At 46.4% G+C, this 22,055-nt stretch carries 16 protein-coding genes; 12 read left to right on the top strand and 4 right to left on the bottom strand.

Annotated elements, in window-relative coordinates; translation table 11 throughout:
* Position 1 precedes the first annotated feature (1 nt).
* From CI595_RS04890 to CI595_RS04860, 7 genes are all read left to right on the top strand, one after another.
* Complete coding sequence (locus tag CI595_RS04890) at positions 2-2,434, top strand: beta-mannosidase (protein ID WP_095172152.1); 2,433 nt, start codon at positions 2-4, stop codon at positions 2,432-2,434.
* Between the two features lie 19 nt (positions 2,435-2,453).
* Positions 2,454-4,418: a glycoside hydrolase family 127 protein gene (locus tag CI595_RS04885; RefSeq protein WP_095172151.1), complete on the top strand. Its 1,965-nt coding sequence runs from the start codon at positions 2,454-2,456 to the stop codon at positions 4,416-4,418.
* Positions 4,419-4,829: 411 nt separating this feature from the next.
* On the top strand, positions 4,830-5,852 hold the full coding sequence (locus CI595_RS04880; RefSeq protein ID WP_162291810.1) for a LacI family DNA-binding transcriptional regulator: 1,023 nt from the start codon (positions 4,830-4,832) through the stop codon (positions 5,850-5,852).
* 96 nt (positions 5,853-5,948) lie between these two features.
* Positions 5,949-7,349: an ABC transporter substrate-binding protein gene (locus CI595_RS04875; protein ID WP_243135098.1), complete on the top strand. Its 1,401-nt coding sequence runs from the start codon at positions 5,949-5,951 to the stop codon at positions 7,347-7,349.
* Between the two features lie 71 nt (positions 7,350-7,420).
* Positions 7,421-8,314 carry a carbohydrate ABC transporter permease gene (locus tag CI595_RS04870; RefSeq protein ID WP_187143998.1) on the top strand — a complete coding sequence of 298 codons (894 nt, stop codon included), beginning with the start codon at positions 7,421-7,423 and terminating at the stop codon, positions 8,312-8,314.
* 2 nt (positions 8,315-8,316) lie between these two features.
* Positions 8,317-9,174: a carbohydrate ABC transporter permease gene (locus CI595_RS04865; RefSeq protein ID WP_243135097.1), complete on the top strand. Its 858-nt coding sequence runs from the start codon at positions 8,317-8,319 to the stop codon at positions 9,172-9,174.
* Positions 9,171-11,504, top strand: coding sequence for a glycoside hydrolase family 3 C-terminal domain-containing protein (locus CI595_RS04860; RefSeq protein WP_243135096.1), 2,334 nt, complete (start codon positions 9,171-9,173; stop codon positions 11,502-11,504). Before CI595_RS04865 ends, CI595_RS04860 begins: the two co-directional genes overlap by 4 nt.
* A gap of 87 nt (positions 11,505-11,591) precedes the next feature.
* Here CI595_RS04860 and CI595_RS04855 read toward each other — a convergent pair whose 3' ends face one another.
* The gene (locus tag CI595_RS04855) at positions 11,592-12,059 is read right to left on the bottom strand and encodes a helix-turn-helix domain-containing protein (RefSeq protein WP_095172149.1); all 468 of its coding nucleotides are present in this window, start codon (positions 12,057-12,059) and stop codon (positions 11,592-11,594) included.
* A gap of 381 nt (positions 12,060-12,440) precedes the next feature.
* On the opposite strand from CI595_RS04855, the gene CI595_RS04850 reads away from it, so the two are divergent.
* From CI595_RS04850 to CI595_RS04830, 5 genes are all read left to right on the top strand, one after another.
* On the top strand, positions 12,441-13,319 hold the full coding sequence (locus CI595_RS04850) for a helix-turn-helix transcriptional regulator (RefSeq protein WP_243135095.1): 879 nt from the start codon (positions 12,441-12,443) through the stop codon (positions 13,317-13,319).
* A 352-nt stretch (positions 13,320-13,671) separates the two neighbouring features.
* On the top strand, positions 13,672-14,598 hold the full coding sequence (locus CI595_RS04845; RefSeq protein ID WP_095172388.1) for a sugar phosphate isomerase/epimerase family protein: 927 nt from the start codon (positions 13,672-13,674) through the stop codon (positions 14,596-14,598).
* A 35-nt stretch (positions 14,599-14,633) separates the two neighbouring features.
* Positions 14,634-15,797, top strand: a complete 1,164-nt coding sequence (locus CI595_RS04840; RefSeq protein WP_095172148.1) for a Gfo/Idh/MocA family protein — start codon at positions 14,634-14,636, stop codon at positions 15,795-15,797.
* Positions 15,798-15,816: 19 nt separating this feature from the next.
* Positions 15,817-16,737 (top strand): sugar phosphate isomerase/epimerase family protein, encoded by a 921-nt coding sequence (locus CI595_RS04835; RefSeq protein ID WP_095172147.1) that lies wholly within the window; start codon positions 15,817-15,819, stop codon positions 16,735-16,737.
* Positions 16,738-16,761: 24 nt separating this feature from the next.
* On the top strand, positions 16,762-18,153 hold the full coding sequence (locus tag CI595_RS04830; RefSeq protein ID WP_095172146.1) for an MFS transporter: 1,392 nt from the start codon (positions 16,762-16,764) through the stop codon (positions 18,151-18,153).
* A 99-nt stretch (positions 18,154-18,252) separates the two neighbouring features.
* Here the strand turns inward: CI595_RS04830 and CI595_RS04825 are convergent, their stop codons facing one another.
* The 3 genes from CI595_RS04825 to CI595_RS04815 form a co-directional block, all read right to left on the bottom strand.
* Positions 18,253-18,477 carry a hypothetical protein gene (locus CI595_RS04825; RefSeq protein WP_095172145.1) on the bottom strand — a complete coding sequence of 75 codons (225 nt, stop codon included), beginning with the start codon at positions 18,475-18,477 and terminating at the stop codon, positions 18,253-18,255.
* A gap of 116 nt (positions 18,478-18,593) precedes the next feature.
* A complete protein-coding gene (locus CI595_RS04820) occupies positions 18,594-19,964 on the bottom strand; it encodes an MFS transporter (RefSeq protein ID WP_095172144.1) in 1,371 nt (456 codons plus the stop codon).
* 21 nt (positions 19,965-19,985) lie between these two features.
* Positions 19,986-21,998: a right-handed parallel beta-helix repeat-containing protein gene (locus tag CI595_RS04815; RefSeq protein ID WP_095172143.1), complete on the bottom strand. Its 2,013-nt coding sequence runs from the start codon at positions 21,996-21,998 to the stop codon at positions 19,986-19,988.
* Positions 21,999-22,055 lie beyond the last annotated feature (57 nt).

Below are 22,055 nucleotides of genomic sequence, written 5' to 3'. Positions count from 1 at the left end.
TATGTACATACAAAAATTGAACAGTAACTGGTATTTCTATGAAGCAGGAGGCGAAGAGAAAAGGAAGGCAGCCGTACCCGGAAGTGTATATGAGGATTTGCTGCGTCTTGGAGAAATGGAGGACCCATATTACAGAGCCAATGAGACAAAAGCTTTTGATCTTATGCGGAAGGATTATATTTATGAAGGCACATTTATCCCGGATGCAGGACTGCTTGGAAGTAAAAAGATCATGCTCATGTTCCATGGGCTTGATACGATCGCGGATGTATACTTGAACGGAAAGATCCTCGGAAAGACGGAAAACATGCACCGCTGCTATGAGTTTCCTGTAAAGGAGCTGCTGAAAGAAGAGGTCAACCACTTGAAGATTCATTTCCATTCCCCGATCCAGGCAGCAGAAGAGGCATTTGCTACGTGTACGACTCTTGGATCTTCCCATGCCCTGGATGGATTTCCCCAGATCAGGAAGGCGCACTGTATGTATGGGTGGGACTGGGGTCCCAGGCTGCCTGATGCAGGGATATGGAAAGACGTGGAATTGATCGGTGTGGAGGAGGGGCGCCTATGCTCTGTCTACGTCCGGCAGAACCATGCGCAGGAAGGCGTATACCTGTCTCTTTTTCCGGAAACGGAAGTATCTACGGAGCCGGAATCCGTATCTTACAGAGTCGCGGTGACTTCCCCGGATGGAGAAACGCTGACTGTGACTGAGAAGACTGAGGGTATTCTGATAGAACAGCCAAAACTTTGGTGGCCCAACGGATATGGGAAACAGAATCTTTATACCGTCCGTGTGGAAATGCTGGTCAAAGGAATTGCCGCTGATACGTGGGAGCGCAGGATCGGTCTGCGCACCATGACTATTTCCAGGGAAAAAGATGCGTATGGAGAGAGCTTTGCCCATGAGATCAATGGGGTCAAAATATTTGCCATGGGCGCGGACTATATTCCGGAGGACAACATTTTAGGAAATATCACGGAGGAGAGGACAAGAAGACTTCTCACGGACTGCAGGGACGCCAATTTTAACTGTATCCGTGTGTGGGGCGGCGGCTTTTATCCCCATGATTATTTCTTTGATATCTGTGATGAATTGGGTCTGGTGGTGTGGCAGGATTTGATGTTCGCGTGTGCGGTGTATGATCTGAGTGAGAAATTTGAGGAGAATATTACCCACGAGATAGAAGAAAATGTAAGGCGTATCCGGCATCATGCAAGCCTTGGTCTGTGGTGCGGCAACAATGAGATGGAGATGTTCGTAGACCAGGGGCAGTGGGTGAGCAGCCTGGCACAGAAAGCAGATTATATCAAAATGTATGAATATGTGATTCCCAAAATCCTGAAAAGGACAGACCCGGAGACCTTTTACTGGCCCGCAAGTCCGTCCTCGGGAGGAAGCTTTGATAACCCCAATGACCCGGACCGGGGGGATGTGCACTACTGGGAAGTATGGCACTCGGATAAACCGTTCACGGAATTCAGGAACTACTATTTCCGGTATGTGAGTGAATTTGGCTTTCAGTCTTTTCCCTGCCTGAAGACAATAGAAAGCTTTACAGAGCCAAAAGACAGGAATATTTTTTCCTATGTCATGGAGAAACATCAGCGTAACGGCACCGCCAACGGAAAGATCATGAATTACATCAGCCAGAACTATCTGTATCCCACCGATTTTTCCACCTTGCTCTATACCTCCCAATTACTGCAGGCAGATGCCATCAAATATGGCGTGGAACATTTCAGGAGAAACCGGGGCAGGTGTATGGGAGCAGTCTACTGGCAGCTAAATGACTGCTGGCCGGTGGCATCCTGGTCCTCCATTGATTATTTTGGCCGTTGGAAAGCGCTGCATTATTATGCGAAACGTTTCTTTGCGCCTCTGCTGTTATCCTGCCAGGAGGAGGGGCAGATGACCCAGCAGGATAATGTCAATCCCCAGCCTTTTGAACTGCAGAAAAGCATCCATTTAAATGTGGCAAATGAGACCATGGAGGAACAGCGTGCAGAAGTGCGCTGGGCACTGCGGAACAGAGACGGCAGTATGATCCAGCAGGAAAGCGTGTGTGTTACGGTTCCGCCGCTGTCCTCAAAATGGCTGGAAAAGACAGAACTGGAGGATATGGATATCTATCATGAATATATCAGTTATGAATTGTATCAGGACGGAATGAAAATATCTGATTCTTCCCTGGTCCTCTGCTTTCCGAAACATTTTGAGTATCAGGACCCCGGGCTGGAAGTTTATGCGGAGAATGGGGAGATCGTAGTCTCTGCAAAAGCCTATGCAAAGAATGTGGAGGTGCAGAATGAAAATGAGGATCTGGTACTTTCGGATAATTATTTTGATCTGCATGCGGACTGCAGAAGATTAAAGGTTATCCGTGGAAGTGTGGATGGGCTAAAGGTACGGAGCGTCTTTGATATTAAATAAAGGAAGGAAAAGGATAAAAATGGGACAGTATCGTTTGTTGAAGAAAGAGGAGTGCGGAATCGACAGTACATTCTGGAACCGCTATATCCAGGTGGTGAAAAATGAGGTCATTCCTTATCAGTGGGATATTTTAAATGACAAGATTGCAGATTCCGAGCCAAGTCACGCCATTGATAATTTCAGGATCGCAGCTGGGGAGATGGAAGGTGCATTTTACGGTCAGGTATTTCAAGACAGTGATGTATATAAATGGTTGGAGGCAGTGGGGAATATCCTGCTTATCAAGCGGGACAAAGAGCTGGAGGCGAAAGCGGATTCCGTCATTGATATTATAGAAAAGGCACAGGAAAGTGACGGTTATCTGGACACTTATTTTACCATTGAAGAGCCGGATCAGAAGTGGACGGACCTGTTGGAATGCCATGAACTGTACTGTGCCGGCCACTTTATAGAGAGTGCGGTTTCCTATTACAGAGCAACAAAAAAGCAGAAGATCATGGACATTGCCTGCAGGCTTGCAGACCATATTTGTACGGTATTCGGGCCGGAGGAAGGGAAAAATCACGGCTATCCGGGACATCAGGAGATTGAGCTTGCACTGGTAAGACTCTACGCGTGCACGAAAAAAGAGGAGTATCTCAGGCTTTCCAGATTCTTTCTGGATGCCAGGGGAACGGATAGCTTTTTTGAGGAGGAGTTTGAGAAAAGAGGGCAGATCTCTTTCTGGAATAAAGCAAAACAGGGAGAGCCGAATATCCGCTATAACCAGTTTTCCTATAAGACCTACAATCAGTTCCACCTTCCGGTAAGACAGCAGAAAGAGGCGGCGGGACATGCGGTAAGAGCCGTATATATGTATACGGCCATGGCTGATATTGCGTCTCTGACAGGGGAAAAGGAACTTTTTGACACCTGTAAGGATCTCTGGAATGATATTGTAAAGAAACAGATGTATATCACCGGCGGCATCGGAGCCACGCATTCGGGGGAAGCCTTTACCGCAGCTTATGATCTGCCTAATGATACCAATTATGCGGAGACCTGTGCATCTATCGGGCTTATGTTCTTTGCCCAGAGGATGCTGAAGACAGAGGTTGACCGGACATATGCAGATGTCATGGAACAGGCATTGTATAATACCGTGCTCGGCGGAATGAACTATGAGGGAAACCGGTTTTTCTACGTGAATCCCTTGGAGGTGGTCCCTGAGAACTGCTTGGGAAATCCGGAGAGATATCATGTGAAACCGGTGCGCCAGAAGTGGTTTGCCTGTGCCTGCTGTCCCCCCAACATCGCAAGAACGATTCCTGATCTGTGGGAGTACATCTATGCAGCCAGAGAGAACACGGCGTATGTACATCTCTTCCTGGGTAGCCGGGCAAACATCAGGCTGGACTGCGGAACGCTGTCCATAAAACAGACCACAGGATATCCGTGGACGAATCAAATCAGGCTGGAAGTACAGTCTGATACGAAGAACCCCTTGAGGCTGGCAGTCCGCATCCCCAAATGGAGCGGAAGTTACCGGGTGGTGAAAGACGGAAGGGAAGTCATGGTCCCTGTGCAGGAGAATGGTTATATTTACATTGAGGAAGATTTCAGCAGGCAGACCGTCATTGACTTGGAGCTGGAAATGGAGCCCAAATTTATGGCTTCCAACAGGAATGTACATTATAATGCCCAAAAAGCGGCAATCGTCAGAGGTCCCCTTGTATATTGCATAGAGGAGACTGACAACGGGAAATACCTGAATGAGATTTCAATCATGGCAGACAGACCGCTGGAGGAAAGGGCAATGGAGCAGTTTGGAGGAGCCGTCATGCTGGTGGGAAAAGGGGTCAGGAGGATAAACAAAACAGATTCCGGTGAACTTTATATGGCATATGATACGGAAGAAACGGAGACAGAGATCAGGGCAGTCCCTTATTTTCTGTGGAATAACAGGAAAGCAGGAGAAATGCAGGTTTGGATCAGGACGAGATAGAGATGTGAAAGTTTTAGGGCAGGAATCCCTGCCCTTTTATTCCAAACAATAGAAGATTTGTGGAGATTGCTTTCAGATTTGCGGAGCAGGATTTCTATGGACCGGTACAAAGGCGAAAACGATTTAGGTACTGCAGAGATGCCCGGATATAGTCATAGAAACAAATATATAAGCTATGGGAAGGATGGTCTTACGAAACTGTTTCGTAAATGATAAAGCTGATATATGAAATTAAAAGATGGATTTGTGCATTGTTTGCATAAATGAGGTGGTTACTTGCTGATGTATTGTGCGTATTGCATGATAATATCGAAAAATATTGCGAAAACAATGGGGTAAACTTACAATATGGTTAACAAAAACGATTTAGTAACCCGAAAGAATGTACGATATGCCAAAGGAAGAGGAGGGATGGATTCGGATTGTGTATCATTGAAGGATATAGCCCAAATATGCCGGGTATCAATATCTACAGTCAGCAAAGCGCTGAACGATAAAGAGGATGTGGGGCAGGCAAAAAAGGAAGAGATCCAAAAGGTGGCAAGAGAACTCAATTACGTTCCCAACTATATGGCGGCCTCTTTGAAGAGTAAGAAGACATGTCATATAGGGGTCTTATTTTCAGAAACCACAGGTTCCAATCTGATGCATGAGCATTTTATAAGGATTTTGAACAGCTTTAAAGATACGGTTGAGGAAAAAGGATATTTCATGACTTTTTTTAATGCCGCCGGTACATCAAAACGTCTTACCTATATGGAACAGTGCAGATATCTGAATTTTGACGGGGTATTCATATTGTGCGCAGACACCAGGATGCCGGAAGTCCAGGAACTTCTGGATGCGGATATTCCCACGGTGGTCATCGACCATGTTACCCATAAGCATGTGAGTATCCTGTCCAATTCTTATGGAGATATGAGCAGGCTCATGCAGATGGTTTATGAGAAAGGGCACAGGAAGATTGCGTATATCCATGGGACTTACAGTGAAGTGACCAGAAAAAGAGTAAAGGCATATAAGGATTTTATGGCAGGAAATAACCTGGAAATACCCAAGGAATATCTATTGACATGTTCTTACCGTGATTGTGAAAAAGGGGATGCCCTGACAAAGATCATCATGAACTTCAGGAACAAACCCACCTGTATTTTATATCCTGATGACTTCACGGCTGTGGGGGCAATGAATGTTTTTCAGGAAGCCGGTTTTGCCGTGCCGGATGACATTTCCATCGCAGGATTCGACGGTTTAAATATAGCCGGTATGGTGAGGCCAAGGATCACCACGGTACGCCAGGATGTCATTACAATAGGGATACAGGCGGGGAATAAACTCATCAACAGGATTGAATTTCCCCAGGCAGCAGCAGGCTCGGAAAGCATAATCGTGGATGGCGTTGTGGAACCCGGGGAATCCGTGGCGGCTCTGTGAAGTAGATAACGGTAAATAGAAGTGGATAACGGCAAATAAAAGCGAATGTCGGCAAATAGAAGCAAATATCAGAATGATTTCAGGAGGAAATGAAACATGAGGAAAAGAAAAACAGCAGTTGCAGCCATATTGACCCTGGCAATGACAGGAACCATGCTGGGAGGATGCCAAAAAGAGACAGAGGAAAAAGAGAACGGTCAAACAGCAGAAACTCAGGAAAAAACAAAGGCCGAAAATGATGGTGAAGGGTATACAGGAGAACTTTCCCTGATGCATTTTTCCACGGCGGAGGAATCAGCGGAAAGCGGCAGCGCGTCGGATTTCAGAACTGTCATCAGCAACTGGGAAGCAGAAAACCCTGATATCACTCTGACCCAGAATGTCTTATCCAATGACGATTATAAAACGCAGATCGCCACACAGGCCGCTGCGGGGGATCTTCCCGATGTATTTTTGATACAGGGCATGAACACAAAGACCTGGGCGGAGCAGGGATTGATCTTAGACATGAGTGAGATCGTGAAATCTTCCCCTTATTATGATACCTATAACAGTGCTTACTTTACACCATACACAGTGGAGGATAAAGTCTACGGTCTTCCTGCACTGACAGGAAGCAGCTGCAGTGTCGTGGTATATGACAAGGCGGCATGGAAGGATGCAGGCTTTGATGAGTTCCCGGCTACCTGGGAAGAGGTGAAGAAAGCAGATAAATATTTTAAAGAAAACGGATATACGGACACCATTGCATTCGGAAACGGAGGCCAGTGGCAGATCAATTCCTGTTTTCTGTCAGTGATCGGAAACAGATTCACCGGGGATGAATGGTTTAAATCCATCATAGACAAAAACGGAGCCAAATTTACAGATGATACCTTTGTCTCGGCTCTGGATTTCACGAAAGACATTTTTGATTCCGGTGTGTTTAATGAAGACTTTAATGCCATCGGAAATGAAGACGCCAGAGAGTATTATATAGCGGGAACCGCACCTGCTTTTATCGGCGGAAACTGGGATGTAACATATTTACATTCCGCTCTACAGGAGGAGGATGAAGAACTGTTTGCTAATACAGGGTTTGCAGTCCTTCCTCAGCCGGAAGGTGCGAAAGGTGCTGAAAACACCCAGGATATTGGACTTGGATACGCAGTTGCTCTGAATGCAAAATTAAAAGATGATCCGGAGAAAATGAAAGCGGCAGCAGATCTTGCCTGTTACCTGACAGGAGCCGAATATGCGGATATGGTAGCAAAAAGTTCAGCCCTGCAGGGACTCAGTGTTGTGGAAAACGTGGACCTGGATGGATTTGACAGCTACACACAGGATTTTTATAACTATCAGTATGTGGATACCGAGGTCTGTGATATTTATGATTCCTATGTAAACGGAGCAGTGTGGGATGTGCTGAATACAGGTGTGCAGAGCATGCTCAACGGGGATAAAAAACCGGAGGATGTTGCGGCAGAGACCCAGGAAGCCTATGAAAAGAACTATTGATGACACTTACGAATAATGATAGAAAACTGCCGGTCAGATAAAACTGTCCGGCAGATAGAGGAGACAGATATATGATATCGCGTAAGCCTAAAGTTAAACTCTTAGTAGGGTATTTATGCATTCCTTTGGCACTCTATATTTTTTCGGTCTTTGTACCGTTGGTAACGGCTGCCTACTATAGCTTTTTTGAATGGAAAGGCGGGCCGAACAGAACATTCATCGGGCTGGAGAATTACGCAGCCCTGCTGAAAGATTCCATGTTCTGGGAGGCGTTTTCCCACAATTTATATCTGGTAGTCCTGTGTGTATTCGGGCAGGTGGGGATTGCCTTTATCTTTGTCATGGTCATCTGTTCCAAACATATCAGGTTGAAGGGCATTCACAGGACATTTGGATTTTTCCCGAGCACCATCTCCGCAGTGTCGGCGGGCTTTATCTGGACCATGATATATGACAGCCGGAGGGGATTGCTGAACTGGTTATTGACAGCAATAGGACAGGAGGAGCATACACAGGTCTGGCTGAACAATCCAAAATTGGTCATGACACTGGTGGCTATTCCCCTGATTTGGCAGTACATAGGATATTACATGCTGATCCTGCTTTCCGCCACATCTGCCATTGACAAGAGTGTGCTGGAATCAGCGGAGCTGGATGGTGCAAATGGTATCCAGAGGGCTGTCCATGTGGTGCTGCCCCTGATCAAAAATACGCTTGTGGTATGTGTGATCTTGTGTGTGGCAGGCAATATGAAGGCCTTTGACAATATTTTTGTCATGACCAGCGGAGGTCCGGGGAATTCATCCATGGTTATGGCTCTGTATGGTTATAAAGTATCCTTCACCCAGCAGAACATGGGGTACGGAAGCGCAATCTCAGTGGGGATCTTTGTGCTGAGTATACTCATTATCGGAGGGATGCAGCTGATTATGAAATTTGTGAACAGGGATAATGAGGTGGCATGAGCATGAAGAAAAAAAGTAAAGGAATGAACATAAAAAACACCATACTGGCAGTGCCGCTGAATGCGGTCATGATCATTTTTTCACTGACATGTGTCTTCCCTTTGATCTGGATGTTCTATTCCTCATTGAAAATAAAACGTGAATTCAACGCGGATATCATCAGTCTGCCGTCAAATCCCACATGGGTGAATTACACCAGGATCTTGACGAACCCGGATTATCATATCGGGGAATCTGTACTGAACAGTGTCAGGACCACAGTGCTGGCTGTCTGTCTGATCGTGCTCTTTGGATTCCTTGTGGGGTATTTTCTGGCCAGATTTAAATTTAAAGGAAGCAGGTTCATATGGCTTCTGCTCCTCATGGGAATGCTGATCCCCATTCATTCCCTTTTGGTGCCGATCTATGTAGTGTTCAACAATCTGGGGATTTCCAACAGGTGGTTTACGCTGATCATACCGTACGTCGCGTTTGGCATGCCCACCAGCGTGTTTTTGACACAGGGATTCATCAAGGGAATCCCCACGGAGTTGGAGGAAGCTGCCGCCATAGACGGCTGTTCCTTTTCTGCAACTATGTTCAGGATCATCATGCCCATCTGTAAGCCGATCATGGCTACCATAGCCATTGTACAGACATTTGGATGCTGGAATGAATTTTCATTTGCCCTTGTACTGATCCGGGATACGAAACTCCAGACAGTGCCTCTTGCCATGACACAGTTTACGGGGCAGTTCTCTTCGGATTATCCGAAGATCATGGCAGCTATGCTGATAACCATGGCTCCTATCGTTGTGCTGTACTTTGTGTTCAGCAAGCAGATCATCAAAGGCATGGTCACAGGAGCTGTCAAGGGATGACAGACTACAGGGAGACAAAGGCAGTTATGAAAATAAGACAGATAGTGGAAAAGATGACACTAGAAGAAAAGGCGGGTATGTGTTCAGGAGGTGATTTCTGGCACACCCAGGCAGTAAAACGGCTGGATATCCCTGCGGTAGCTGTCAGTGACGGGCCTCACGGACTCAGGAAGCAGGAGAAACAGGCAAGCCATATGGGACTCCGAAAAAGTGTGGAGGCTGTCTGCTTCCCGGCGGCGTGCGCGGCAGCCTGTTCTTTTGACCGGGAATTGATAAAAAGGATGGGGATGCTCCTTGGAAATGAATGCGGGGCGGAAGAGGTGGGCATCCTGCTTGGCCCGGCAGTGAATATCAAACGTTCCCCTGTATGCGGAAGGAATTTTGAGTATTTTTCAGAGGACCCGTATGTGACAGGAGAGCTGGCTGCAGCTTATATAGAAGGGCTGCAGTCGCAGCATGTGGGGGCGTCAGTCAAACATTTTGCTGCAAACAACCAGGAATATGAAAGAATGGTGGGTGATTCCAGAGTAGATGAGAGGACCCTCCGGGAAATATATTTGCCCGGGTTTGAAATTCCGGTAAAAAAAGCCAAACCGTGGACCGTAATGTGTTCTTATAATAAATTGAACGGTACCTATGCTTCTGAAAACCGTAATCTGCTTACCGGTATTTTAAGGGATGAATGGGGATTTGAGGGTTTCGTGATGTCAGACTGGGCAGCCGTCAATGACAGGATCGCAGGACTCACCGCAGGTCTGGAGCTGGAGATGCCGGGCGGAAATGCCACCAATGACCAGCTCATCATCAAAGCGGTAGAGGATGGCTTGCTGGAAGAGCGCATATTGGACAGCGCAGTGGAACGGCTTCTTGGGATTGTCTTTGCATGTGCAGAAAATAAGACAGAGGACGCTTTATTTGACAGGGAAAAGGACCACAGGGAAGCGGAAGATATAGCCGCCCAGTGTGTGGTTTTGCTAAAGAACCAGTCAGTGCTTCCCCTCCATAAAAAGGAAACGGTTTTATTTGTGGGCGGTTTTGCGAAAAAGTCCAGGTATCAGGGAGGTGGGAGCTCTCATATAAATGCCCATAAAGTCCCCGAGATCATGGAACTTGCCGGAGCATATGGGAATATCAGATATACAGAAGGATTTTGCGCCCACAGTGACAAGTGGGAGCAGGAGAAATTTGATCGGGCTGTGGAGCAGTCCGCACAGGCGGAAAAAGTGGTGATTTTTGCCGGGCTTCCGGACTTGTACGAATCGGAAAGTTATGACAGAAAGCATATGAGACTTCCTGCCTGCCAGGAACGGCTTATACAGGAGATCACCAAAGTAAATGACCATGTGATCGTGGTGCTCCAGAACGGCTCTCCCGTTGAGATGGACTGGGCAGGCGGGGCAGAGGGCATCGTTGAGGCTTATCTGGGAGGCGAAGGGATAGCAAAGGCAGTCTTAGATATACTGTACGGAATAAAAAATCCCTGCGGAAAGCTGGCTGAGACCTTCCCTGTAAGGTTCCGGGATAATCCATCCTATCTGCAGTTTCCGGGCAGAGGAAAAACCGTTGAGTATGCGGAGGGGATTTTTGTAGGATACCGTTATTATGATTCCGTGGAAAGGGAAGTGCTGTTTCCTTTTGGGCATGGTTTGAGTTATACGACGTTTGCCTACAGCGGACTCCGGATATCGAAGAGGGAGTTTACGGAAGAGGAAGCGGTGAGGGTATCCGTAAATATCACCAATACAGGCAGTATGACCGGAAAGGAAGTAGTACAGCTCTATATTTCGGATCTGACAGGCAGTGCGGTAAGACCATCCAAAGAACTGAAAGGATTTGAGAAAATAGAGCTGGAACCCGGGGAAACCAAGACTGTGACCATGGAATTAAATAAGCGCTCCTTTGCCTGGTATAGGACGGATATCCAAGACTGGTATGCGGCTGAGGGAGAATATAAGATCCTGATCGGCAGTTCCTCACAAAATATCTGTCTGGAAGAAAGCGTACAGCTGGTAAAAAAGATAAAAGAACCTGTGATCTATGACAAGAATACTACGGTGGGAGAACTGCTGGAAAACAGGGCCGCAGGGGAATATGTGCGCAGTCAATTGAAACCATATCTGACATATTTTGAGGATGGGGATGAGGATGCCAACAGGTTGGTCAGCAGTGTATTACGTGGCCTTCCTCTGCGTGCACTCAGGAGTTTTAGTGGTATTACGAACCGACAGCTTGATAAAGTGGTGGAAGATTTAAATAAATTAGCTTCAGGTCATGATTTGTCTCATTGCAGCAATGCTCAAAGGCATCAGAATCTGCCAGATGAAGACTGACCGGTGTGACATCCGTATGCAGAAAAATCATACTGCCGCCATATAAGGCCTCTATTGCATGGCCTCATATGGCGGCAGCGTCATTTTCTATTTTTGTCTGGAAAATCCAATCACTGTCACAAAAACACCAACCAGCATTTCCCCGATAGACAGTCCCATCAATAATCCGGAAAAGAAATCCTTCACATCACTTCCTCCGATAGAGAAATGGACCGCAAAAAGAGCAATCCCCATGGTCATTAAAATAATACCGTACAGTGATACTTTCTGATTCTCCAGATTTTGTATCCTTTTGATTAGATCCAAAACCTGGTTATCGTCATAAACACGTATACTGTCAGGTTCCGTCTCTTCTCCGTCGATCAATTCTGACACTGTGATCTCCAATTCCTTACATAAAGACTGGATAATACCATAGTCAGGCATACATTTCCCTGTTTCCCATTTTGATATGGTCTTGTTGGAAACCCCCAGTTTCTCGGCAAGCTGTGCCTGTGTGAAATTCCTTTCCTTTCTTTTCTTTGCAATAAACATTCCGATTTCTAACTGATCCATTATGTGAGCCTCCTTCTGTATCTCTTAAACACAGAATACCGTTTTTTGAGCCGTTTATACATCCCCTGTCGGTAGAATTTGAGGGGAAGTTCTGTAAAGTACGGTGATTCCATGGCTGATGACTTATTTCCAGGTATTTTGCCTTTTGCTTTGTTGCAATAAACTTAAAGATATAATACCAGAACTACGGAACCATAAGCAACCGGATTCATCCCTTTGGAAGGTAGGAAACTGAATGATGTGAAGGAGCTGTTAGGACAGACGGCTTATTTTGCAGCCCGGTACGGTTTGGGGCTTGACTAAATCCTCTTTTTATCTGTCTTCTTTTCTGCTATACTTTCTGTAATATAGTATTTATGGAAGAATAGAAAGGAGGCAGATATGCTCTATCCGGATACGAACTGCAGGATCAGCACAGCCTTTGAAAGAGGCCAGATGCCCACCATGGTCTATGTCAACAGACAGAGCCATGCCAGGAAAACCATCCAGCGCCCCCTGCACAGACACGATTCCATCTGTGAGTTATTGCTGGTGTATAAGGGAACAGGAAAATATTATGTGGACGGGAAGTCCTATCCCCTTTCCGAAGGCAGCGTCATCTATTACAATCAGGGAGACTTGCATGAAGTGGTCTCAGAGACAGAGAATGAGATAGGTGATTACTGTATAGGCATTACAAATCTGCATAAGCGCGGCCTTCCCCCTAATTGCCTTACATCTCCAAGTGAACCAAGTGTCAGGCAGTCGGGACACCTGTTTCCCATGCTGCGATCCATGTGTGAACAGATGTTTGAACTGGAAGGCACCAATACGGAAGGCAAGCTTGCGGCACAGCTTTTGTGTTCCGCTTTTATTGTGCTGACAAGCCAGTTGGACAGCTTTCCGCTTATTGACGCAGAAAAATCAGAGGAGGAGCAGATGGTACTGCGGATCAGGAACTATCTGAATGAACACTTTATGGAAGAGGTTACGCTGGACATGATAGGAGATGACCTGGGCTGTTCCGCTACATATGTATCCCATATATTTAAGAAGGCCACAGGGAGAACACCCATCCAGTACATCATCCGCAGGAGGATCGGACATGCCCAGACTCTGCTCATATCAACAGATCACTCCGCCACCCGCATTGCTTCGATCGTGGGGTATGACAATACGAATTATTTCAGCACCTTGTTTTCTAAGGTTGTGGGAATGTCGCCGATCAGATACAGAGAATTTTATAAGGAAGAAATGAAAGGCATACAGGACCAGTCATAAGAATTTCATGGCAGGGCTTGTATAAATTTGAGAAATGGACTGCAAAACGGTTATGGTGATCACCGGATTGCAGTCTTTTTTTATCGCGCAGGAAGATGGCCGTAAGGAGCCGCACTTTGGCGGGCGAGTCCGCCGAACCGGACCCATCGTTTTGTTTCATCAGGCATATTGTACAGGATAGTGAAGTGTTGGTGCGAAAATGATGAAAAAACTGCCATATTTATATAAAGTTTTGGCTTTTTTATACAGCATAGTGAAGGCAGAGAGGAAAAAAATAACTATAATTAAAAGTATCAAAGGCAACACGAACAATACCAGTACAGCAATTAAAAATGGATTTAAGGAGGAAAGTATGGGTATGAATATTTGCGGAGCACCCTGCTGCTGGGGTGTGGATGATGTCAAGAATCCCTATCTCCCATCATGGAAGAGAGTATTAAAGGAGGCAGGCGAAGCAGGATACCGGGCCATTGAATTAGGACCTTACGGTTTTCTGCCAATTGACGTGGAGGCAGTGTCAAAGGAGCTTGATAAAAACGGTTTGTCTATTGTGGCAGGCACTATTTTTGATGATCTGGTGGATGAAAGGAATTACGTAAATCTGTTGAGACAGACAGAGGATATCTGCTCCCTCATCACAAAACTTCCGCCTCTTCCGGTACATAAAGGGCAGCATTATCCTACGCCCTATATGACGATCATGGATTGGGGACATGATGAAAGGGATTATGCGGCAGGACATTCCCATAAGGCACCCCGTCTGTCAGATGAGCAGTGGTCAGGGATGATAAGTCATATAAAAGGAATCTGTAAAAAAGCGGCAGAATACGGAGTACGCCCGGTGATCCATCCCCATGCGGGAGGATACATTGAATTTGCAGATGAAATTGAGAGGATCCTAAGAGATATCCCTTATGAACTCGCAGGCCTCTGTCTGGACACGGGGCATCTGTATTACTCCGGTATGGATCCGGTCGAATGGTTGAAGAAATGCGCATCCAATCTGGATTATGTCCATTTCAAAGATGTAGACGAGAAGGTCTACCGGGAAGTGTTAGGGGAACGGATCCGGTTTTTTGAAGGCTGCGGGAAAGGCGCCATGTGCCCGATCGGCAAAGGGACGCTGGATTATCCCGGAATCAAGGAAGCACTGGAGCAGATTGGCTATAACGGATATATTACCATCGAGCAGGAGAGAGACCCCAGGAATTCAGATACAAGCCTGCGGGATGTAAAAGAAAGTGTTACATATTTAAAAAGCGTAGGATATGAGATATAGATTAAAAAAAAGAAAAATAGCAGGAGGAAATGATCATGTATTATGGAGAGAAGAAAATTGAAAACCCGATCCGCTGGGCAATGGTAGGCGGAGGAAAAGGCAGCCAGATCGGTTATATCCATCGTTCCGCGGCATTGAGAGATTTTAACTTTGCATTGGTGGCAGGAGCCTTTGATATTGATCCGGAAAGAGGGAAAGCCTTTGGGAAAGAGCTTCATGTGGCCAAAGACAGGTGTTATCCGGATTATAAAACCATGTTTGCCGAGGAAGCAAAGAGAGAAGACGGCATCCAGGCTGTATCAGTAGCAACTCCAAACGGAACCCACTTTGAGATCACAAAGGCCGCTTTGCTGGCAGGACTTCATGTGGTATGTGAAAAACCGCTTTGTTTTACCACAGAGGAGGCAGAAGAATTAGAAGCGCTGGTAGAAAAACAGAACAAAGTTGTGGGTGTGACTTATGGATATGCGGGACATCAGATGATCCAGGAGGCAAGGAAGCTGATAGAGAAAGGAATGCTGGGAAAAATCCGCATTGTAAATATGCAGTTTTCCCATGGCTTCCACAATGTGGCGGTGGAGAAAAATACCGCTTCCACCAAATGGAGGGTAGACCCTAAGGTTGCAGGACCATCCTATGTTTTGGGCGATGTGGGGACGCATCCGCTGTACCTCTCCGAGGTGATGCTGCCGGATATGAAGATCAGGCGTCTGATGTGCAGCCGCCAGTCCTTTGTAGAATCCAGAGCGCCGCTGGAGGATAATGCAATGACCATCATGGAATATGACAACGGTGCCGTCGGATATGTTTGGTCAAGCTGCGTGAACTGTGGTTCCATGCACGGACAGAAGGTGCGCGTGATCGGAGAAAAAGCATCCCTGGAATGGTGGGATGAGAGACCAAACCAGTTAACCTATGAGGTACAGGGAGAACCGGTCCGTGTACTGGAGAGAGGAATGGATTATCTGGATGATTCCTCCTGTACAGAGGACAGGATCGGCGCGGGACATCCGGAAGGTTTGTTTGAGGCATGGAGTAACCTGTACAGCAGATTTGCACAGGCTATGGATGCGGCAGATAAAGGGAAAAAAGCGGACTTCTGGTATCCTGACGTACATGCGGGAGCAGAAGGTGTGCGCTGGGTAGAGAACTGTGTGCGTTCTGCGGATCATGGGGCAGCGTGGGTAGATTACAGATAAACGGAGGGAGGAGAAAGGAATGAAAATTGCATTTGATGTAGACGTTCTGGCAAAACAGATGGATATCAACCGCATGGTACACCAGGTGGCCGACTGGGGATATCAATATATCGAACAGTCTCCCCACCCCAGGATCAATCCTTTTTATAAGCATCCGCTGTTTTCCAAAGAATGCGAGGCAGAGTACAGAAAGGCACTCCGGGAAACCGGAGTGGAGATTTCCTCCTTCATTGTCGTATACAGATGGTCAGGACCCACGGAAGAACAGAGAAGATTTGCGGTGGATAATTGGAAACGGATGATCCGGATTGCCGGAGACATGGGGGTTAAAGTCATTAATACAGAACTCTCAGGTGACCCGAACCAACAGGAGATCTGTAACGGCATGTGGTTCCGCTCCATGGAAGAGCTTCTGCCTATCATGGAACGTGAAGGCATACGTGTGGAGATTCAGTCCCATCCCTATGATTTTTGTGAATTAAATAATGAAACCTGTGATATGGTGAAATCCTTCCGCTCAAGAAATCTTGGATATGTCTATTCCTCTCCCCACGGATTTTTCTATGACCAGGGAAAGGGAGACGTGCGCTCCATGCTGCGGTATGCAGGGGAAGAGCTGACACATGTTTTGTTTGCGGATACCTTTAACCAGACCTTAGACTGCCGTTATATTGCCAATCCGCCGTGGCTGAACGGCAGAGGAAAAGCGGATGTGACGATCCATCAGCATCTGGCGATGGGAGAAGGGGATGTGGATTTTGAGGGTATCTTTGAAACACTGAGAGAAATGGATTTCGCTCATGCCCAGTTAAAAGAAGATGCTCCAAAAGCAGGCGGCGATACGATTGCCTGCGTATCCATGTTCGGATTCCCCGAAAAGATGGAAAAACAGGCACCCGAGGCAAGAGAACGGATTGAAAAAGAACTGCTTGGGGTTTAGGCAGGGACAGGAAAGGAAGCGGAGATGAAAAATATGAACGGGGAGTCTGTCAAAAACGGCAGACTCTCATGGAAAACGCGATTTGCATATGGCTGCGGTGATACGGCATGTAACGTAGTCTTTGGTATGATCAGCACGGTACTTACGTTATTTTATACAGATTATGTGGGGGTAAGTGCCGCAACGGTAGGAATGGTCATGTTACTTTCACGTCTCTTTGACGGATTTTCTGATGTTGTGATGGGATTCATTGTAGAAAAGACGAATTCAAAATGGGGAAAGTCAAGACCCTGGATCTTATGGATGAGTGTTCCTTACGCAATTTCAGCGGTTTTATTGTTTACCGTACCGCATTCCACAAATATGGTACAATTTCTTTATATGTTTGTCACTTATAACTTCTGCACCACGATCTGTTATACGGCGATCAATCTTCCCTATGGAAGCCTTTCGGCTATGATGACAAGAATATCCGGGGAGAGGGACATGTTGAGCATTGTGAGGATGGGAATGTCACCCTTCGGACGTATCCTGGCTGTTACCTGCACACTCCCTCTGGTGAAGCTGTTTGGGGATACACAGTCAGCCTGGGTCATGACAATGGCTCTGTGGGCAGCCGTTGCATTGATCCTGCTTCTTGTTTGTTTTAAGAATTGTGAGGAGACCGTTCATATTGAAGCGCAGCAGAATCAGGAGAAGATCCCTGTGAAAAAGGCATTTAAGGCGCTGATAACAAATCAATATTTCTGGGCAGTGCTCATATTATGGATGATGCAGAACGTGATCTACGGCATTACGGGAACGATCCTGCCTTATTACTGTAAATATATATTTGGGAATGACACCTGGATGTACAGCGCCCTTTATCTGACAGAGACACTTCTGATCGTGGCCGCTACCTTCTGCTGTCCGGTCCTGTTAAAACGTTTTGGAAAAAGGAACATGTCGCTGGCAGGAGCCTGTCTTGCACTGGCAGGCCAGATCATCTTTTTCCTGAATCCCACCAGCTTTGCCTGGATGGCCCTCAGCTGTGTGATCAGAGCCATAGGGCTTGCACCGCTGAATTCCATTGTCTTCGGCCTTTTAGGGGACGTGGTGGAATTTGGACAGTGGAAAACACATCTCAGGCAGGAAAGCCTTATATTTGCAGGCGGTTCCGTAGGGACAAAAATCGGTTCGGGGTTGGCTTCCGCCGGTATGACCGGTCTGTTGTCACTGGCCGGTTATATCAGTTCCACCACAGGTACAGCGGTCCAGCCGCAAAGTGCCATTGATATGATCATGAATATTTATAAATTAGGCCCGGTGATCGTATGGGTGGTTGTGATCATTACCTTGTCCTTGTATAAGCTGGATAAAAGGTATCCTGCGATCATGGAGGAGCTGGCGGAACGTGAATTAAAAGGGGAATTATAGGAAGCGGTCAGATTTAAGTGGGTTTTGCCGGATAAAAAATTATCTCCGGCAAAACCCTGTTCCTGCACAGTTTTTTGGCCCTGCAAAAGAAAAAGGGCGTTATATTCTCTTCGGCATATAATCATCAATAATATTTATAATGTCTTTTTGATACACGTTATCGTTAAGAGTATCACCGTTTGGAGAAATGTTGATCGTACGCACATCTAGGGGATTTTCCGCATAAGGATTATCTGGCTCTTCCGGATCAAAATATTCACTTAGATATTTCAGTGCGTTTCCGCTTGGGAAAATTACGTTGCCGTCAGATGATGTGATTCCCATCTGTTCAAATTCTTTTAAGATTTCCCATGTTCTTTGGTTATAGGGATTTTCAGACCGGCTGCTTACAAGCCAGGCCGGATGTGTCCGCAGAGGGATGCCGTTTGACCCGTCTCGTACTAATGTGAACGGTCCTTTTCAGCGCGAAGTCTTGTATTCGCCTTTTCTACATCAAGTTTGAAGTAAATAAAGACGATGGCTGCAGTAATGATCACAGGTATTCCCGCGAACATGAAAGTCAGCATATTCGAGCACCCGGCACTTTGTGTCAGCGCAGAAGCATCGAATTTGGCAGCAGCCAGTAACCAGCCGCTGAGTGCGGAGCCAATTCCGCCACCCACCTTCATGCCAAAGGAGGTACAGGAGTACATAGAACCATCCAGACGTTTTCCGGTTTTGAGAAAACTGTAATCCGCTGCTTCAGATACAAGGGCGTTGAAGGTTCCGCCAAGTGTACAGCATGTCAGAGAGACCAGACCATACATCCCCACAAGGACAGGCGCGTTATTTGAAATGGCAAATACCATGTATATGATACGCACAACGAGATTTACCAGGAAAAATCCAAGGTTTATAATGCGGATGCTTTTGAATCTTTTAACAAGAGATGGTGCCAGCAATAACCCTATGATACTTGCAATGGAAGACATGGATACCATTTTGCCAAAGAAGTTTGCGTCGCCGCAGTTGTAAGTGAAGTAATAGATGGCCGCTCCCATGGATACACCCATCATAAGATAGAACAGGAGATACAGCATAGCCAGCATATCAAAATATTTGTTGGAGAGCAGGAGCTTCAAAGTCTCCAGGAATCCGATCTTTTCTGTACCGGATACCTTGACACCGTCCATAAGTTCCTCCTCGGGAAGCTCTTTGACAGAAAATACGGAGATCGTGTTCACAACCAGACCAATGACCGCAAAGATAATTGCTGTTGTTTTCCAGCCCGCAGCCCCTCCACCAAATTTTTCAACCATAACCAGAGTGTAGTTAGAGACCAGGACATTGCCCAGTGTGGCACCAATAAAACGGAACGTACCCATCTGCACGCGCTCATTACTGTTTTTGGTGATCAAGGAAGTAAGGGCAGAATATGCAATATTATTGGCTGTATAGAAGACCGCGTTCAATAAAGTATAGGCAATAAAGAAGTAAATATACTGAGCATTGGCGCCAATACCTGCAGGGATTGCAAAGAGGGCGATCAAAGCCACAGAATTACCGATATAGGAGCACAGCATCCAGGGACGGGCTTTTCCCATTTTTGTATGGGTTCTGTCCAGTATACTTCCGAAGATGATGTCACTGATACCGTCAGTCAGTTTGGAAACTAATATAAGGGTACCGATGATGCCGGCAGCCATGCCAATGGTATTGGTCAGGTAGATCATTACAAAACTGGAAACCATACTATAGACCATGTTTGCGGCAAAGTCGCCGCTTCCATAGCCGACTTTATTAAATAGATTTAAATACTTTTTCTCTTCCATTTTTTTATCCTTTCTGTATGACTATAGATCGATCACGGCAGCAGCATTTGCGAAGGGACCGGGAATAGCGTTTAAACTCCGGAGATTCCCGCAAAAGTCGCGGTTAAAGACAATTGTACTGCCGTCAGGATTTTCAAAACGCTGTTCAGGCTCAAAGGCTTTGCCTAAAACATCACTGTTGATGATACCGGTGGACCAGCCGTCAAGAAGATCGTAAACATTGGTCTCAATTGTATAGCTGCCATCTTTTTCAATTAGAGTAACATATGCTTTTGGGGTATCCAGGGCATATTTGTCCGTTTCCTGTTTCCAGCTTTTTGCACCATTGAAATACGCATTACCACTCACCCACACAGGAAGTTTTCCAAAGTGATGATCCTGCATGGTAAACATATCAGGCTGGGGATTGTCCAGCTCAAAGGGAACGATCCATTCCTCATAAGTGGGAAAATCATCAAAAACGCTGGTTCCCTGAATTTGGTTGTCTCGCATGATGAATCCCATATCTTCTTTTGTTTCCGTAGGTTTTACAGGCCAGTTCTGAATAAAAATATTATTATATATACGGTCATCTCCGTGAAGGAAGGTCATCATCCCGGCTACTTCTGTTCTATGCGGAATGTGATAAGGGGTGTATCTGGGAGCCATAGTACCGTTTGCCAAGAGCATATCGGAACCGCTGCCAATGGAACTTAAGGGCCCCAGGCAGAGATTATGCACGATAGCGCATCCCTGCGATGCCAGTTTAAAAGAAATCCTGGAAAGAGAGATATTATTATCGATCAGAGTGGGCCCATGGCTAACCTCAACGAATACGTCGCAGCTTGACATGCCTCCCGGAACCAGGGGGATATTTTCACTGGGAGCATTGTTATCGTGAAACAGATTTTGTGTGATGCGTGTGCCCTGGGCTTCCCAGTCGCACCAGATTCCCATGGTGGTATGGTGGATATGGTTCCTCCTCATGGTGACATCAATTGCCGCATGAAGCTTGATGCCTGCGACTTCCGCACCGGCCAGCTCCTGCATACAGTTGATATGGTGGATATGGTTATCTTCGATGGTGGAGAACACACATCCTAACCGGCCCACGATACCGGTCTGTTCACAGTGATGAATGTGGCAGCGGCGCACAATGTGAGAGCCGATACGCTCTTTGGTCCAGCCGTGATACTGACCGCGGCAGACGGCATCCCGTTCCATCTGCGTTGCGCTCTTTACATGTCTGTTGGTAAAATAGTGGTCATTTTCAGGATCATAATATTTACCCAGAGAGATACCGCAGCATTTGCTGTTGCTGATCTCGCAGTCTTCAATGATCCACCCTTTTGACCAATGCGGTCCGATCATGCCATCCTGGTATGCTGCAGGCGGAGCCCACGTAGTTGCTGCTTTATTGATGTCAAAGCCGCTGACGGTTATGTAATCCACCCCTGTTTTGGAGGGCATAAAACAGTTGCGCCGTACACTTATGTCTACATCCTCCTCATTTGGATCTTTTCCTTGAAAGTTTGCATAGATAACAGTTTCATTTTTTTCTGTATCCTGCTCGGTATACCATTTATATACAGACCATTCCGGTTCCCAGGAATGGATATATACATTACCTTCCAGACATTCCTCTAAAGTTTGTGTTTCATAGAGCTGCCGGTCATTCAGGTAAACGGCACCGGTGTGTCTGACAAAGGGTCCGAAGTACCAGTCCCCTTTAATAAGAGTCGTATAGGGATTGTAATTGCCGAATGTATTGTTGTTCACACGGAACATCCAGACATTGCCTTTATAGTGTTTCCAGCCGATAGCTTTTTCTGCGCCTGTGATCACCGCACCCAGCGGGACCCGGCTTCTGTAAGTGATGCGTTTGTCTTCATGACCGGCATGTAACGGGTTGACATATTCCCGGTAAATACCAGGGGCCACAATGACCTCATCCCCCGGTTTAGCAGCCTGAGCCGCATCGTTAATGTGCTTAAACGGGTTTTGTTCTGTACCGTTGCCATCTCTACATGCATGGATGTCTACATAAATGATCATGAACCTTTTCCTCCTTTGGATCTTTATATCCGGTACAGCACTGTACCGGAGTGTGAT

Source organism: Blautia hominis (assembly GCA_002270465.1).
Classification (GTDB): domain Bacteria; phylum Bacillota; class Clostridia; order Lachnospirales; family Lachnospiraceae; genus Blautia; species Blautia hominis.
Note: the sequence above shows the minus strand (reverse complement) of the source record. Positions and strands in the feature narration are given on the sequence as shown.